The organism is Pseudomonas sp. (assembly GCF_040514055.1).
In the GTDB taxonomy this organism is placed as follows: domain Bacteria; phylum Pseudomonadota; class Gammaproteobacteria; order Pseudomonadales; family Pseudomonadaceae; genus Aquipseudomonas.
This window is the reverse complement of record NZ_JBEVDL010000064.1, coordinates 41,635-58,156: the sequence shown is the minus strand read 5'-3', so window position 1 is coordinate 58,156 and position 16,522 is coordinate 41,635. Positions and strand designations below refer to the sequence as shown.

14 protein-coding genes are annotated in these 16,522 nt (G+C 63.8%); 8 read left to right on the top strand and 6 right to left on the bottom strand.

Annotated features, from left to right (window positions below; all coding sequences use genetic code 11):
• Nucleotides 1-59: 59 nt before the first annotated feature.
• Nucleotides 60-725 carry an isoprenoid biosynthesis glyoxalase ElbB gene (elbB, locus tag ABWY06_RS14970; protein WP_353926357.1) on the bottom strand — a complete coding sequence of 222 codons (666 nt, stop codon included), beginning with the start codon at nt 723-725 and terminating at the stop codon, nt 60-62.
• 219 nt (nt 726-944) lie between these two features.
• Between elbB and ABWY06_RS14965 the strand changes: the two genes are divergently transcribed.
• Nucleotides 945-2,171, top strand: a complete 1,227-nt coding sequence (locus ABWY06_RS14965; protein ID WP_353926356.1) for a sterol desaturase family protein — start codon at nt 945-947, stop codon at nt 2,169-2,171.
• On the opposite strand, the gene ABWY06_RS14960 is transcribed toward ABWY06_RS14965, so the two are convergent.
• Nucleotides 2,168-2,752 (bottom strand): DedA family protein, encoded by a 585-nt coding sequence (locus ABWY06_RS14960; protein WP_353926355.1) that lies wholly within the window; start codon nt 2,750-2,752, stop codon nt 2,168-2,170. The two genes, ABWY06_RS14965 and ABWY06_RS14960, sit on opposite strands and share 4 nt — an antisense overlap.
• A 230-nt stretch (nt 2,753-2,982) precedes the next feature.
• Here ABWY06_RS14960 and hemB point away from each other — a divergent pair, with 230 nt between their 5' ends.
• A complete protein-coding gene (hemB, locus tag ABWY06_RS14955) occupies nt 2,983-3,987 on the top strand; it encodes a porphobilinogen synthase (RefSeq protein WP_353926354.1) in 1,005 nt (334 codons plus the stop codon).
• Between the two features lie 33 nt (nt 3,988-4,020).
• The gene (gene ppk1 / locus ABWY06_RS14950) at nt 4,021-6,255 is read left to right on the top strand and encodes a polyphosphate kinase 1 (RefSeq protein WP_353926353.1); all 2,235 of its coding nucleotides are present in this window, start codon (nt 4,021-4,023) and stop codon (nt 6,253-6,255) included.
• On the opposite strand, the gene ppx is transcribed toward ppk1, so the two are convergent.
• On the bottom strand, nt 6,242-7,744 hold the full coding sequence (gene ppx / locus ABWY06_RS14945; protein ID WP_353926352.1) for an exopolyphosphatase: 1,503 nt from the start codon (nt 7,742-7,744) through the stop codon (nt 6,242-6,244). The two genes, ppk1 and ppx, sit on opposite strands and share 14 nt — an antisense overlap.
• A gap of 268 nt (nt 7,745-8,012) precedes the next feature.
• Between ppx and trxA the strand changes: the two genes are divergently transcribed.
• The 5 genes from trxA (at nt 8,013) to ABWY06_RS14920 (ending at nt 13,344) form a co-directional block, all read left to right on the top strand.
• The gene (gene trxA, locus ABWY06_RS14940) at nt 8,013-8,339 is read left to right on the top strand and encodes a thioredoxin TrxA (protein ID WP_353926351.1); all 327 of its coding nucleotides are present in this window, start codon (nt 8,013-8,015) and stop codon (nt 8,337-8,339) included.
• 232 nt (nt 8,340-8,571) lie between these two features.
• Nucleotides 8,572-9,831: a transcription termination factor Rho gene (rho, locus tag ABWY06_RS14935; RefSeq protein WP_353926350.1), complete on the top strand. Its 1,260-nt coding sequence runs from the start codon at nt 8,572-8,574 to the stop codon at nt 9,829-9,831.
• 133 nt (nt 9,832-9,964) lie between these two features.
• On the top strand, nt 9,965-11,431 hold the full coding sequence (gene ubiD / locus ABWY06_RS14930; RefSeq protein ID WP_353926349.1) for a 4-hydroxy-3-polyprenylbenzoate decarboxylase: 1,467 nt from the start codon (nt 9,965-9,967) through the stop codon (nt 11,429-11,431).
• Nucleotides 11,431-12,396, top strand: coding sequence for a CDP-6-deoxy-delta-3,4-glucoseen reductase (locus ABWY06_RS14925; protein ID WP_353926348.1), 966 nt, complete (start codon nt 11,431-11,433; stop codon nt 12,394-12,396). The genes ubiD and ABWY06_RS14925 overlap by 1 nt, the downstream gene beginning before the upstream one ends.
• Nucleotides 12,397-12,621: 225 nt before the next feature.
• Nucleotides 12,622-13,344, top strand: a complete 723-nt coding sequence (locus ABWY06_RS14920) for a helix-turn-helix transcriptional regulator (RefSeq protein WP_353926347.1) — start codon at nt 12,622-12,624, stop codon at nt 13,342-13,344.
• 40 nt (nt 13,345-13,384) lie between these two features.
• On the opposite strand, the gene ABWY06_RS14915 is transcribed toward ABWY06_RS14920, so the two are convergent.
• The 3 genes from ABWY06_RS14915 to rarD form a co-directional block, all read right to left on the bottom strand.
• Entirely contained in the window at nt 13,385-14,065 is a 681-nt protein-coding gene (locus tag ABWY06_RS14915; protein ID WP_353926346.1) for a hypothetical protein, read from the bottom strand.
• Nucleotides 14,066-14,146: 81 nt separating this feature from the next.
• On the bottom strand, nt 14,147-15,592 hold the full coding sequence (locus ABWY06_RS14910; protein WP_353926345.1) for a hypothetical protein: 1,446 nt from the start codon (nt 15,590-15,592) through the stop codon (nt 14,147-14,149).
• Nucleotide 15,593: 1 nt separating this feature from the next.
• Complete coding sequence (gene rarD / locus ABWY06_RS14905) at nt 15,594-16,511, bottom strand: EamA family transporter RarD (protein ID WP_353926344.1); 918 nt, start codon at nt 16,509-16,511, stop codon at nt 15,594-15,596.
• Nucleotides 16,512-16,522: the final 11 nt, after the last annotated feature.

Below are 16,522 nucleotides of genomic sequence, written 5' to 3'. Positions count from 1 at the left end.
GCCAGGGGCATGGCGGGAGCGGCCCGCACAGTGGCGCAATTGGCCTGGCGGGTACGGGTTCAATGGGGGTGGGCGGTCAGCTCGAGGACCCGATCGACCAATTTATTGATGCCCGAAGCCGCCTCGCTGAGCGACTGGGCCAGCATATAAGCTGGGGTCGTCACCAACTTGCGCGCCGTGTCCTCGACGATCTCACTGACCTCACAGACCTCGTGGTTGGCGGCCATCTTGCCCAGTTCGGCGCTGGTGCTGGCATCGTTGCCAACGGTGCAGGTCACGCCTGGCCCGTAGATGCTGGGCGCCAATACCGGTGCAATGCAGATCAACCCTATGGGTTTGCCGGCCTGGGCAAAGGCCTTGGCGAACGCCAGCACGTCGGCTTGGACCTGGCAGTTGGCACCGCCGGTGGCGAAGTCGGAGAGGTTCTTCGCCACGCCAAAGCCGCCGGGGACGATCAGCGCATCGAATTCCTCGACGCGGGCCCCGAGCAGGTCCTTGACCTGGCCGCGTACCACGCGCGCCGACTCCACCAGCACGTTGCGCGACTCGTTCACTTCGTCGCCGGTGTAATGGTCCACCACGTGCAATTGCGGCACGTTTGGCGCGAAGCACTGCACCTGGGCGCCACGCTGGTCGAGGCGCAACAGGGTGATGACGCTCTCGTAGACCTCCGCGCCGTCATAGACGCCGCAGCCGGACAGAATCACCGCTACTTTCTTGTGCATGACGTACTCCCGATGATGGTGATTAGGCAAAGTGTCGCACAGGAGGTTCCACGGCGCTCGGTACTGAAGCGGTGGACCGCGCTCGGGTGTCTGGCGGGCTGTCGCCAAATGCCCTTCGGACTGGCACCGGCAGCCGCGGGAGACGCGCAACCTTGGCGTAGCATCTGCTTACAGCCTAGACCAGGCACCACAAACGCTGTTTACCCGCCGGGGTTCGCGATGGACTTGATTCTTTTTGCCGTTCCCTTTTTCTTCCTGTTGATCGGGCTCGAACTGCTGGCCGACCGTTGGCGCGGTGTGCGCAGCTACCGCCTGGCCGACAGTCTGAACAGTCTGAGTGCCGGCGTGCTGTCGACCAGCCTGGGGCTGGTGACCAAAGGGCTGGCGTTGCTGACCTACGATTTCGCCTGGCGTCACCTGGGGTTGTTCGCGCTACCGTCCGACAGTTCCTGGGTCTGGTTGGGCGCGTTCGTGTTCTACGACCTGTGTTACTACTGGCATCACCGGTTGGGCCACGAGCGCAATGTGCTGTGGGCAGCCCACTCGGTACATCACCAGAGCGAGGAGTACAACCTGTCCACGGCCCTGCGCCAGACCAGCACGGGTTTCCTGTTCGGCTGGTTGTTCTACCTGCCCATGGCCGTGGCGGGCGTGCCGCCGCAGGTGTTCCTGACGGTGGCGGCCCTTAACCTGCTCTACCAGTTCTGGGTGCACACCCGGCACGTGCCCACGCTGGGCTGGGTGGAGTGGGTGATGGTTACCCCCTCCAACCACCGTGCCCATCACGCGCAGAACGCGATCTACATGGACCGCAACTATGGCGGCGTATTTATCGTCTGGGACCGCTGGTTCGACACCTTCCAGGCCGAACTCGACGAGCACCCCGTGGTGTTTGGTATCACCACCCCGCTGGCCAGCTGGAACCCGCTGTGGGCCAACCTGCAGGGCTATGCCGTGCTCTGGCGGGATGCCGTCGGCACCGCGTCCTGGTGGGACAAAGGGCGAATCTGGTTTATGCGCACCGGCTGGCGCCCGGCCGACCGGGTGGCTGCCGTGCCACAGGTCAAGGCGGACCTGAGCCAGTTCGTCAAGTTCGCGGTGCCACTGGCGCCCGCTCGCCAAGTCTATGCCCTGATTCAGTTCGGTTTCTACGTGCTCGGTGGCAGTTACCTGTTGGCGCACGGCGACAGCCTGAGCGGCGGGGCGCTGCTGCTGAGCTGTGGCTGGATGATGGGCAGTCTGTACAGCCTGGGTGCCTGGCTGGAGTCCCGGGCCTGGGCCATGCGCCTCGAATGCCTGCGCCTGTTGCTCAATGTGCCGGCCCTGCTCCTGGCCCAGATGCTGGGGCTGTTACCGGCCGGTGGCGCGGCCGGGTGGTCGCTGCTGCTCTACAGCCTGTGCAGCGCAGTGGCGCTGGGGTGGTTGCGTCGACGGGCAGTGGTCTAGGGCTGAGGGCCCGAGGGTTTGTCGCGCTCGGGGCGTGGGGTCTTCAGCCAGCGGCGCAACCACAACCCGCCACCCAGCAGCAGCAGGCCGCCGAGTACCCACAGCTCATACTTCTTGATATTGCCCAGCAGTCCTTCGAGTACCGAACCGAAGTGGTAAGCCGCCAGGCCCAGGGCCAGGGCCCAGACCACGGCGCCGATGCCGTTGAGCACCAGGTAGCGTAACGGTGGATAGCCAGACAGCCCGATCGCCACTGGCATCACCGTGCGCAGGCCATAGACGAAGCGGAAACCCAGCACCCAGATGTCCGGGTGGCGGCGCAGGTGAGCCAGGGCCTTGTCGCCCATGACCTGCCAGCGTGGTTTGCGCGCCAGCAATGCCCGGCCCTTGTGACGACCCAGGTAGTACCACAATTGGTCGCCGCTGTAGCTGCCAAAAAAAGCCGTCAGCAACACCAGGTCGATTTGCAGGTAGCCGCGGGACGCGAGAAAACCGGCCAATACGAGGATGGTTTCGCCTTCGAAAAAGGTGCCAAGAAACAGCGCCAAATAGCCATAATCCTGCAAAAGCTGTTCGAGCATGCTGGTCACGCTGAAAGGGAAGAGCGCGCAGCCTACGCCTTCCCGGCGTGGGGGAAAAGCTCTGGCCGTTTACGGCGGCGCTGGCCAGAAGGACGCGGCGTGTGTCCTTTGGGTCTGTCACCCCCGCTTGCGACATGCCGTCGCAGCTTCGTACACGTCTGTCATCCGATGGTCATACTGTCGGTTTATAACTGTCACACTCGCCTGCCGTGCGGGTTCTGGAGTCTGCCGTGAGTTCTGCCAACCGACTGTTTCCCGCCACCCGCCTGCGCCGTAATCGCCGGGACGATTTTTCCCGGCGTCTGGTGCGGGAAAACCGGCTGACGGTGGATGACCTGATTCTGCCGGTGTTCGTGCTGGACGGCGAAAATCGCCGCGAGGCCATCGACTCGATGCCTGGCGTGGAGCGCCTGTCCATCGACCTGCTGTTGCAGGAGGCAGAGGCCTGGGTGGCGTTGGGCATTCCGGCCCTGGCCTTGTTCCCGGTGACCCCGCTGGAGAAGAAGAGCCTCGACGGCTGCGAGGCCTGGAACCCCGACGGCATCGCCCAGCGCGCGATCCGCGCCCTGCGCGCGCGGTTCCCCGAGTTGGGGGTCATCAGCGACGTGGCGCTCGATCCCTTCACCACCCATGGCCAGGACGGTATTCTCGACGAACAGGGCTATGTGCAGAACGACGTGACGGTCGACGCCCTGGTCAAGCAGGCGTTGTCCCATGCCGAAGCCGGGGCCCAGGTGGTGGCACCTTCGGACATGATGGACGGGCGGGTGCAGGCCATTCGCGAAACCCTCGAGCTGGCTGATTTTTCCAACGTGCGGATCATGGCTTACTCGGCCAAATACGCCAGCGCCTATTACGGCCCCTTCCGCGACGCGGTGGGCTCGGCCGCCAACCTGGGCAAGGGCAACAAGGCCAGTTACCAGATGGACCCGGCCAACGGCAACGAGGCGCTGCACGAAGTGGCGGCGGACCTCGCCGAAGGTGCCGACATGGTCATGGTCAAACCCGGCATGCCGTACCTGGACATTCTCTGGAGGGTCAAGGAGGAATTCCGCGTGCCGACCTTTGTCTATCAGGTCAGCGGCGAGTACGCCATGCACATGGCGGCTATCCAGAACGGCTGGTTGAGCGAGGCGGTGATCCTGGAATCATTGACGGCGTTCAAGCGCGCAGGCGCCGACGGCATCCTCACCTATTTCGCCATTCGCGCAGCCCAACTGCTGAAAACGTCTTAACCCAGGGCCACCGGCCCTCTCAGGAACGCTCCGATGAATACCGAAGGACTCCCCCCCGCCGACCTGCCGGACAGCGCGCCCGTCGAGGTTCCTGGCGACGCCCTCGTCGCGGACAGCACGACCGTGCCGGCAGTGCTCGAGGCACCCGTGGCGGTCGAACCGGCACCGGTGCCGGCCGCCTATGTGGTGCCCGGCCTGGATGACAGCAGCCTGTACATCCACCGCGAGCTGTCGCAGCTGCAGTTCAACATCCGCGTGTTGGAGCAGGCGCTGGACGAGTCCTACCCACTGCTGGAGCGGCTGAAGTTTCTGCTGATTTTTTCCGGCAACCTGGACGAGTTCTTCGAAATCCGTGTGGCCGGACTGAAGAAGCAGATCACCTTCGCCCGCGAGCAGGCCGGCGCCGACGGCCTGCAGCCGCACCAGGCCTTGAGCCGCATCAGCGAGCTGGTGCATGAGCAGGTGGGGCGCCAGTACGCCATCCTCAACGATATCCTGCTGCCCGAGCTGGAAAAGCATCAGGTGTGTTTTATCCGTCGGCGGCATTGGACGACCAAGCTCAAGGCCTGGGTGCGGCGTTATTTCCGCGCCGAGATCGCGCCCATCATCACGCCCATCGGGCTGGATCCGACGCACCCGTTCCCCCTGCTGGTGAACAAGAGCCTGAACTTTATCGTCGAGCTGGAGGGCGTCGATGCCTTCGGTCGCGATTCCGGCTTGGCGATCATTCCGGCGCCGCGCCTGCTGCCGCGCATCATCAAGGTGCCGGAAGACGTCGGTGGACCGGGCGATAACTACGTGTTTCTCTCGTCGATGATCCATGCCCATGCCGATGACCTGTTCCAGGGCATGAAGGTCAAGGGCTGCTACCAGTTCCGCCTGACCCGTAACGCCGACTTGTCGGTGGACACCGAGGATGTCGAAGACCTGGCCCGTGCCCTGCGCGGCGAATTGTTCTCGCGGCGTTATGGCGATGCGGTGCGCCTGGAGGTGGCCGACACCTGTCCCAAGCAGTTGTCGGACTACTTGCTCAAGCAATTCGGCCTGACCGAAGCGGAGTTGTATCAGGTCAACGGGCCGGTCAACCTGACTCGCCTGTTCAGCATCACCGGTTTGGACAGCCATCCCGAGCTGCAGCACAAGCCCTTCACCCCGGTGATTCCCAAACTGCTGCAGAACAGCGACAACCTGTTCAGCGTGGTCAGCAAGCAGGACATCCTGCTGCTGCACCCCTTCGAGTCGTTCACCCCGGTGGTCGACCTGCTGCGCCAGGCGGCCAAGGACCCCCAGGTACTGGCCGTCAAGCAGACGCTGTATCGCACTGGCGCCAACTCGGAAATCGTCGATGCCCTGGTGGACGCGGCCCGCAACGGCAAGGAAGTCACCGCGGTAATCGAGTTGCGCGCGCGATTCGACGAGGAGTCCAACCTGCAACTGGCCAGCCGCCTGCAGGCGGCCGGTGCGGTAGTGATCTACGGCGTGGTGGGGTTCAAGACCCACGCCAAGATGATGCTGATCCTGCGTCGTGAGAGTGGCGAACTGGTGCGTTACGCGCACCTGGGCACCGGTAACTACCATGCCGGCAACGCCCGGCTCTACACCGATTACAGCCTGATCACCTCGGACGACGGATTGTGCGAGGACGTCTCAAAACTGTTCAGCCAGTTGATCGGCATGGGCAAGACGCTGCGGATGAAAAAGCTGCTGCACGCGCCCTTTACCCTGAAAAAGGGCATCCTCGACATGATCGCCCGCGAGACCCTGCATGCCAGCGAAGGCAAGCCGGCGCACATCATGGCCAAGTTCAACTCCCTGACCGATCCGAAGATCATCCGGGCGCTGTACAAGGCCAGTCAGACCGGGGTCAAGATCGACCTGGTGGTGCGTGGCATGTGCTGCCTGCGCCCCGGGATTCCCGGCGTGTCGCATAATATCCATGTGCGCTCGATCATCGGCCGTTTCCTCGAACACGCCCGCGTCTACTACTTCTATAACAACGGCGAGGAACAGCTGTTTCTGTCCAGCGCCGACTGGATGGAGCGCAACCTGGACAAGCGGGTCGAGACCTGTTTCCCGATCGAGGGCAAAAAGCTGCTGGTGCGGGTCAAGAAAGAAATGGAGGCCTATCTGAGCGACAACACCCACAGCTGGGTGCTGCAACCGGACGGTCGCTACCTGCGCACCAGCCCGACCGGCAACCAGCACGCACGCAACGTGCAGGCGGCGCTGCTGGACAAATTGACCAGCCCGGTGCTTAGCGCACGCTGAGGCGAAAACCGATCCGCGCCAGCCACTCCGCTTCCTGGGCAAAGTCCGCCAGGGTCAGCGGATTGGCGGCCAGCCAGCCCTCGGGAAAGACGATGTCGAGGTGCTGGGGGCCGGCTTGCAGTTGGACCCGGGGCATGGCCTGGGTGCCGCGGATATGGTGGAACAGGATGGCGAAGCGCAGCAGCACGCAAAGGCGAATCAGCTTGATGCCCTCGCCACTGAGCTCGGCGAATTTGTCGGCGGGCAGGTTGCGCCGATGGCCGCGCACCAGCAGGGCAAGCATCTGCTGGTCCTGGCGGGAAAAACCGGCCAGGTCCGAGTGCTCGATCAGGTAGGCGCCGTGTTTGTGGTAATGGTAGTGGGCGATGTCCATGCCCAGTTCGTGCACGCGCGCCCCCCAGCTCAGCAGCTCGCGGTGCCACTCATCGTCAAGCTCCCAGGCAGTGGCCACCTGTTCCAGCGCTGACAAGGCCTTGGCCTCGACCCGTGCGGCCTGCTCCAGGTCGACGTGATAGCGCTCCATCAGGGCGCTGAGGGTGCGCTCGCGGACGTCCTCGTGATGATGGCGCCCCAGCAGGTCATACAGCACCCCCTCACGCAGGGCGCCTTCGGAGTGGTGCATCTGTTGCAGGTCGAGGGCGTCGAAAATGGCCTCGAGTATCGCCAGTCCCGCGGGAAATATCGCCCGGCGGTCCGGCTTGATGCCCTCCAGGTCGAGTTTGTCCACCTCACCCAGCTTGAGGATCTTGCGCTTGAGCCAGGCGACGCCTTCGGCGTTGACCTCGCCATTGCCATGGCCGGCGCCCTTGAGCACCAGGCCGATGGCGCGGATGGTGCCGGAGGCGCCGACCGATTCCTGCCAGCCGAGGCGACACAGGCCGTGTTCGATGCCCATCAACTCCAGGCGGGCGGCGGTGTAGGCCTGGGCGTAGCGGGCTGGGGTGATCTTGCCGTCGCGGAAATAACGCTGGGTGTAGCTGACGCAGCCCATCTGCAGGCTTTCGCGCAGCAGCGGCTCGAAACGTTGGCCGATGATAAATTCGGTGCTGCCGCCGCCGATGTCGGCGACCAGGCGCTTGCCTTGGGCCTGGGCCAGGGTATGGGAGACCCCCAGGTAGATCAGCCGCGCTTCCTCGCGCCCGGAGATGACTTCCACGGGATGCCCCAGGATGGCTTCGGCCCGGCGAATGAACACGGCGCGGTTGCGCGCCTCGCGCAGGGCATTGGTGCCCACCACCCGCACCGCGCCAGCCGGCAGGCCGGCGATCATCTGGGCGAAGCGGCGCAGGCAGTCGAGGCCGCGTTGCATGGATTCTTCGTTGAGCTCGCGCTGATCGTCGATCCCTGCCGCCAGTTGCACCTTCTCGCCCAGCCGCTCGAGGATACGGATTTCGCCATGGTCGGCTTTGGCCAGCACCATGTGGAAGCTGTTGGAACCCAGGTCGATGGCGGCGATCAAGGCAAAATTCTCGGCTGGTGTATGGGGCATGGCAGGTTAGGGTCTCAGTGCTTAAGCGCGCATCCTGCCACGATAGGACCGCCACGCCAACGCGAGTCGCGGCACCATCGTGCCAGTTTTTTGCGGCTCGCAGCGGCGTTCAGTGTAACCCTGTGTTCAGCGGTGGGCGCAGTGGGCGCAGCGGATCGATACAGATTGGCCCCGGGGGCCATAGCGAAGCTCAATCGGCCGCGCCTTTCGGTCACAGGTCAGCCGGGCTATGATAGCGGTCACTTTTGCTTGCGATCCGGAGATTCCCATGAGCGAATTCATCACCAATGTCAGCGATGCCAGTTTTGATCTGGATGTGCTTCAGGCGGACGGGCCGGTGCTGGTCGATTACTGGGCCGAGTGGTGCGGCCCGTGCAAGATGATCGCGCCGGTGCTGGACGAAATTGCCCAGACCTACCAGGGTAAATTGAAGGTCTGCAAACTCAATATCGATGAAAACCAGGATACGCCACCTAAATATGGCGTACGCGGTATTCCGACCCTGATGCTGTTCAAGAACGGCAACGTCGAGGCGACCAAGGTCGGTGCGCTGTCGAAGTCGCAACTGGCCGCCTTCCTCGACAGCAATATCTGAGGCTACCCAGCCAAACCCCGTGCCATGCGGGGTTTTTTTGCGGGCGCGAGACTAGACGCTCCGTCAAGCCGATGTTACATTCGGCCTTGCGACGGTTTCTCCGTTGCCCCCTGCAAGCCGTCGCCGACGCATTCCTACTCGAATTTAGTACGCGATCCTGTCGCCTTCTCCGCGGCGCGGCCTCTTAAGCGAACCGCTTATTCCCCTCCCTTCCTGATTACGTCATTCCCTTATGAATCTGACTGAACTCAAGCAAAAGCCGATTACCGAACTGCTCGAAATGGCCGAGCAGATGGGCATAGAGAATATGGCCCGTTCGCGCAAGCAGGATGTGATCTTCTCCCTGCTGAAGAAACACGCGAAAAGCGGTGAGGAAATTTCCGGTGATGGCGTGCTGGAGATTCTCCAGGACGGTTTTGGTTTTCTCCGTTCCGCCGACGCGTCCTACCTGGCCGGGCCGGACGACATCTATGTCTCGCCCAGCCAGATTCGCCGCTTCAATCTGCGCACCGGTGACACCATCGTCGGCAAGATTCGCCCGCCGAAGGAAGGTGAGCGGTATTTCGCCCTGCTCAAGGTCGATACGATCAACTTCGACCGTCCGGAAAACGCCAAGAACAAGATTCTCTTCGAAAACCTGACGCCCTTGTTCCCCACGGTGCGCATGAAGATGGAAGCCGGCAACGGCTCCACCGAGGACATCACCGGACGGGTGATCGACCTCTGCGCGCCGATCGGCAAAGGACAGCGTGGTTTGATCGTGGCGCCGCCCAAGGCCGGCAAGACCATCATGCTGCAGAACATCGCGGCGAACATCACGCGCAACAACCCCGAGTGTCACCTGATCGTCCTGCTGATCGACGAACGCCCGGAAGAAGTGACCGAGATGCAGCGCACGGTGCGCGGCGAAGTGGTCGCCTCGACGTTCGACGAGCCACCGACCCGCCACGTGCAGGTCGCCGAAATGGTGATCGAAAAGGCCAAGCGGCTGGTCGAGCACAAGAAGGACGTGGTTATCCTGCTGGACTCCATTACCCGCCTGGCACGCGCCTACAACACCGTGATCCCGAGCTCCGGCAAGGTGCTGACCGGGGGTGTCGATGCCCACGCTCTGGAGAAGCCGAAACGCTTCTTTGGCGCGGCGCGTAACATCGAGGAAGGCGGTTCGCTGACCATCATCGCCACCGCGCTGGTGGAAACCGGCTCGAAGATGGACGAAGTGATCTACGAGGAGTTCAAGGGCACCGGTAACATGGAACTGCCGCTGGACCGCCGGATCGCCGAGAAGCGCGTATTCCCGGCGATCAACATCAACCGTTCCGGCACCCGTCGTGAAGAGTTGCTGACCGCCGAGGACGAGCTGCAGCGGATGTGGATACTGCGCAAGCTGCTGCACCCGATGGACGAGATCGCCGCAATCGAGTTCCTGATCGACAAACTCAAGGCCACCAAGACCAACGACGAGTTCTTTATGTCGATGAAGCGCAAGTAACCACCGTTGCACCACACAAAAGCCGGGGAAACCCGGCTTTTGTGCATCCGCAGGGTGCGTCATCCTTCTGAAAGACCGAGTTCGGCGCTAAACTTTGCGACCTTATTTGGCCCGCCCGACACGAGGCTCGAACATGCAGTATCGCGATCTGCGCGACTTTATCCGCGGCCTGGAACAGCGCGGTCAGCTCAAGCGCATCCAGGTGCCGGTGTCCCCGGTACTGGAAATGACCGAAATCTGCGACCGCACCCTGCGCAAGGGCGGCCCGGCGCTGTTGTTCGAGAAGCCCACCGGGTTCGACATGCCGGTGCTCGGCAACCTGTTCGGTACCCCCGAGCGCGTGGCGCTTGGCATGGGCGCCGAGGCGCTCAGTGAGCTGCGTGAAATCGGCAAGTTGCTGGCCTTCCTCAAGGAGCCCGAGCCACCCAAAGGCCTCAAGGATGCCTGGTCGAAGCTGCCGATCTTCAAGAAGATCATCGCCATGGCACCCAAGGTGCTCAAGGACGCGCCCTGTCAGGAGGTGATCGAGGAGGGCGAGGACGTCGACCTCGGTAAGCTGCCGGTGCAGACCTGCTGGCCGGGCGATGTCGGGCCGCTGATCACCTGGGGGCTGACGGTCACCAAGGGACCGAACAAGGAGCGGCAGAACCTGGGCATCTACCGCCAGCAGGTGATCGGCCGCAACAAGCTGATCATGCGCTGGCTCAGTCACCGTGGCGGTGCGCTGGACTTCAAGGAGTGGTGCGACAAGCACCCGGGTCAGCCGTTCCCGGTGGCCGTGGCCCTGGGCGCCGATCCGGCGACCATCCTTGGCGCGGTCACTCCGGTGCCCGACAGTCTGTCGGAGTACGCTTTCGCCGGCCTGCTGCGCGGCCATCGCACCGAGCTGGTCAAGTGCCGCGGCAGCGCCTTGCAGGTCCCTGCCAGTGCCGAGATCGTGCTGGAAGGAGTGATTCATCCGGGCGAGTCGGCGGACGAGGGGCCCTACGGCGATCACACCGGCTACTACAACGAGGTCGACCGCTTTCCGGTGTTCACCGTCGAGCGCATCACTCGCCGTACCCGGCCGATTTACCACAGCACCTACACCGGCCGTCCACCCGATGAGCCGGCCATTCTTGGCGTGGCACTGAACGAGGTGTTCGTGCCGATCCTGCAGAAGCAATTTCCCGAGATCACCGACTTTTACCTGCCGCCCGAGGGCTGTTCCTACCGCATGGCGGTGGTGACCATCAAGAAACAGTACCCGGGTCACGCCAAGCGCGTGATGTTGGGCGTCTGGTCGTTTTTGCGACAGTTCATGTACACCAAGTTCGTCATAGTCACCGATGACGATATCAATGCGCGGGACTGGAACGACGTGATCTGGGCCATTACCACGCGCATGGATCCCAAGCGCGACACGGTGCTGATCGACAACACGCCGATCGACTACCTGGATTTTGCCTCGCCCGTGTCGGGCCTTGGCTCGAAAATGGGCCTGGACGCGACCAACAAATGGCCGGGTGAAACCAGCCGCGAATGGGGTCGGGTCATCGTCCAGGACGAGGCGGTCAAGCGCCGGGTGGATGAGCTGTGGACCGAGCTGGGAATCGACTGATGCGCGTGACTTTGCAACCTTCCGGCGCGGTGCTGGAAACCCTGGCCGGTGAGCCGGTGCTCGAGGCGGCTCGCCGCCTGGGATACGACTGCCCGCAGAGTTGCCGAAACGGCAACTGCCACGTCTGTGCGGCGCTGCTGGTCGAGGGCAGCGTTCGGCAGAACGGCGCGCTGTTGACCCAGGGTGAGCTGCTGACGTGCCTGGCCGAGCCGGTGGAAGACTGCGTGCTGCACTGGGACGGGGTGCTCGCGCCCGGCGAGTTGCCGGTGCGCGAGGTGGTCTGCCAGCTCGCCGAGTGCCAGGCGGTGGGCGGCGACGTGTACCGGGTGCGGCTGCGCATGCCGGCCGGCAAGCCGCTGCGCTACCACGCGGGCCAATACCTGTTGCTGCAGCGCCAGGACGGCGAATACGCCGCCTTTTCGCTGGCCTCGGCGCCCCATGCCGGGCGTGAGCTGGAGCTGCATATCCTGGCGCGTGACGCGTCGACCCAGGTGCTGATCCAGTTCCTGCAGCAGCAAGGGTTGGCCCGGGTCAAATTGCCGTTTGGCGACACCCACCTGGCCGAGCTGCCGGCCGGTCCCCTGGTGCTGATCGCCGCCGGCACCGGCATGGCGCAGATGGTCAGCCTGATCGAGCATTGCCGGGCCGCCGGTTTCCAGTATCCGGTCCACCTCTACTGGGGCGCCCGACGCCCGGAGGATTTTTACGCCGTGCCGCAATGGGACGAGTGGCAGCGCCTGCCCAACCTCTTCCTGCACCGGGTGGTGAGCGAGCCTGGCAGCTGGAGCGGCCGTATTGGTCTGTTACACGAAGGGGTACGCGCAGATTTTGCCGACCTGCGCCACCTGCACGTCTACGCCAGCGGCTCACCGGCCATGGTCTACGCGACCCTCGATGCCCTGGTGTCCGCCGGCATGGACGCGCACCAGATGCGTGCCGATGTCTTCGCCTATGCCCCCCGCTGAGCGGGCGTCCGGCGCCGAATCGGTGGTCAAGGGCGGCGTGGTAGTGCCAGACATGTTTATTTTCTAGTGCCCGCTAAATAATTCTTGTCAGTAAGGGATGCCGGCGATAGCATCGTCTTCGAAGCAGGTTCGCTTCTAATTCCTACTGTTACATGCAGCGATAGGCGCCATGGATTTAAGCGGCGTTGAGCGGTGCATGTGGAATTCGCTGGAGGCACGGATGTCATGGCTAGCACCTTCCATTCCCGTAAAGACCTGGTCCAATTGCTTGAGCTGGCACAGCTCTGCATCAAGGCCAGTAGTAACCGCGACGATGTCGATGGCGTCATCGCCTCGGCCCGTAGCGTCATTCCCTTCTCGTCTCTGATCATCTGCCTGGATACGGCGCCGACGCTGCGGGTGAGCGAAAGGCGTCAGCTGGTCCACTATGGCTGTCGCGGCGACGCCATCGAGCATTATTTCGAGCGCGGTTGGCAGCAGCGCGATCCGGTCGTGCTACGGGCCCAGACGCAGACCCAGGCGTTGGTCTGGGAGGATGCCGCAGGGTCCGAATCCCGCCACCTGTTGAGTGGTCGCGGCCTGGCCTGTGCGGTCTCGGGGCCGGGGCGCAGTGGTTCGACCCTGATCTCCCTGGCCTTGCCCGCCTCCCGGCACCCGGACGAGTACCTCGGGGCGCTGGACTACCTGGCCCCGCACTTGCACGAGCTGTTCAACCGCCCCGGTGAGCTGAACCGCTGCGGCTTGATGGCGCCGGAGATCTCCCGGCGCGAGCTGGAAGTCCTGCAGTGGGCCAAGGAAGGCAAAAGCAACTGGGATATCTCGCATATCCTGAGCATTTCCGAGCGCACGGTGAAATTTCACTTCGGCAATATCTTTCGCAAACTGGATGTGCTCAACCGCTCCCAGGCGATTGCCAAGGCCATGCACTACGGGGTGCTGACCTTCTGAGTGACGACGGCGGCCGTTGGGCCGCCGCTTTCACGTCTGGTCAGTTGCGCTGGGCGGGCTGGGAAGCGATGGGGTAGTGGGGAAAGGGCGTATTGAACTGAATGTTCGGGCTCAGCTGGGTCATCAGCGGATTGACTTTCAACAGCGTGATCTTCCATTGCCCCGGGACGCTGGCCATCAGGCCCAAGGTATCGTTGCTGACGAACAGCTGCGGGCCTGGCGTCGGGTCGAACGGCTGGGGGTCGCTCGAGCGCGCGGTAATGTCCTGGTGGACCAGGGCGTTGAAGTTCAGGGCGATGCTGCCGGTGCCGATCCGCCGTCCGGCCTGGTAATGGCTGATATAGGGTGCCGAAAGCGAAAAGGTGGTGTTCTGGCGGATGGTGGCCAATCCCTGAGTCGCAATGGCCAGGGCCGCCGCCCGGCCGCGGGAGCGCTTGCCGCCAATGTCGATCTCGATGTTTTCATCGACGGTTTCGTCGAAGCACTTGCGTACCTCGTCCATCACCTTGGGGTCCAACTTGTGGTTGGAGGCCTCGGGAATGCACAGAAAAAAGCGCCGAACCACCTGGTTGGCCTCGAAATAGGCGCTCTGCTTGATCAGGCTCTCATTGAGCGCCCCCAGTCCGTTCAGCGACAGTTGCCCCTGAGGGCCCTCGGCGTGGGCCACGCCGGAGAGGCCCAGGACGGCGATGGCGAGCGCGGTGCGCAATGGTCTGTTCACGGTATGTCCTTATGTTGTGAGAAAAAGGCCGAACGAAGACGGCGGCGCGATGGTAGGGCTCGGCGTGCGGATACGGCTATTTCATGGGCTTTCAGGCGGTTGCAGCGGCGTCCCGACGGGCGTGTCGGGCGGCGCCAGCAGGATCCAGTCGCGGACTTCCTGTTGCAGCTGCGAATCCTTGAAAATACGAAAGTGAGCCACGTCCAGGCGCAGGCTGCCGACCCGGGTGGACACCGGTTTGCACTGGTCCAGGCCGATCGACTGCAGGGCGTGGCCAATCTGTTTCAGGGCCCGGCACAACTTGACGTTAAATTGCGCCTCGTTGTCGCCGATCATACGGTGCAGGGTTTCCCGTTCCAGCCAGCCCAGGCTGAGTGGGTCGGGCGGACTCGAGGTTGCCGCGCGCAGGCGCTGCTGCGTTTGCTGGTGGCAGTACTCGCGGGCCAGCAACAGCAACAGGTAGTGGTGAACGCGTTCACCCAGGTCCAGCTCGGTGTCGCCGGCCTCGATGCACAGGCGCACATGCCAGTCGTCACTGCTGACGCGAAAGACGAAACACAGCTCCTCGACGGTCGGTGGCAATGCGAGCGTGGTGGCGGCCGCCTGCAGGCCTGTCGGCCAGCTTGACGGGCGGGCGTGGCGACGACTGTCCAGGCTGCGGTAGGCCAGCCCATTGCGCTGACTGAGGAAATCCCGGTAGCGGTCCAGGCCGACCTGTTGCGGCGTCGGCAGGGCGAAGTGCTCAAGCAGCGCGACCAGCGGTGGCGGTTGGTCCTGTTCCACGCAGCCGACCAGGCTGCAATGGATATAGCGCGCCCCGGCCGCCATCGCCGCCACGGCATTGCCCAGCCCCTGACGCTGCGCGTTGCCAGCGAGAAACTCCAGGCTCAGTCCGCCCGCGGCCATGTCCGCGGCCCGTGGTTGCAGGACCCGGAACAGGTTGCTGACCCCGCGGGCGGTGAGCTGCGAGGCTTCGTCACTGAGGGTCAAGCGGTCGAAACCCTGCTCCAGGGCGAATGCCTGGCAACGTTGCAGTTGCAGGGCGGAGGCCGCGCCGATCCGGCTGAGCATCAGGCGTAACGGCCAGCCCAGCGCCTGTGCCAGGCGACAGGCGGGGCCGAGCTGGTGCAGCGCATCCTCCAGGGGCACGCGTCCTCCGGCCAGGTCCAGGCGCAGGTTCAACCCACAGCGTGGCAGGTCGTTGGCCAGTTGACGCAGTGTCGTTTCCGACGGCGCCTCCCCGGGCGGCGGACTCAGCCACACCCGCAGCGGGGTTTGCTGACGGCGCAACAGCTCCACGATGTCGCGGGTCATCGTCAGCGGTTCGAGCGGCAGCAGCAGGTCAGTGACCTGACTGAGCACCATCTCGCCCAGGCCCTGGCTGATTTCCTCCGGGCTGCTGCAGCTGTGCAGCAACGCCTCGAACCCGTGGGCCACGATACCGGCGAAATGCTCGCCGAGGGCCAGTCGGTTCCAGTCGCAGCTGGGGGTCAAGGGGTTGGCGACGTCGAGTTCATACTGGGGCATGTCAGTGCTCCGAATGGCTGGATTTTTCTACACCGGCTGACGTGTGCAGCGGCCCGAGTTGCTGCCACAGCAGCGTGCCCCAGATCAGGCCGAAACCGGCCATTTTCAGCGGTGACAGCGGTTCCTTGAACAGCACCACGGCGAGGATGAACATCAGGCTCGGGTTCAGGTACTGCAATTGACTGACCGTGGTCAGCGGCAGGTGCCGTAGCGACATCACATAAAACAGCATCGGCAGCGTGGTGACCGCCCCGATGGCCACCAGCACCCCGTACTCGGGCAGACCCAGGGCGTCGCTGGCCGTCGGGTCGAGCGACGCCAGGTAGACCGCCGCGGGCAGCGCTGCCAGCAATGTTTCCAGACTCAACCCTGCCAGGGGCGGTAACCCCAGTTTTTTCTTCAGCGCGCTGTAGCCGGCGAAGGTCAAGGCAATCGCCAGACCGGCCCAGGGCAACTGCTGCAGCCCGCCCGCCAAGGCGATCAAGCCGGCGCCCAGCAGGCAGAGGCCGATGGACAGCGGCTCGCCCGCCCGCCAGGGCTCCTGGAACAGCTGTTTACCCAGCAGCAGGCTGAACAGGGGCGCCAGGTAATAGCCAAGGCTGGCCTCCTGCAGGCGACCGACATCCACGGCCCAGATCACCAGCAGCCAATTGCTGGCGATCAGCAGGCTGCTCAGGGGCAACCACAGCCAATGAGCCGGCACCCGCAGCAGCTGATACAGCTCGCTGAAGGCGGCGCGTCCGCGGTACAGCAGCAACAACAGGCCGCAGAACAGCAGCGACCACACAACGCGTTGGGCGAACACCTGCCAGACCGGCAGGTGCCCCAGGTATTTGAACAACAGGGTGGCCGAGGCCCACAGCAGGTAGGCGCTGATGTTCAGCGCCAATGCGCGGGCAACGAGGCGAGAGGGGGGCATGAATCGGCTTC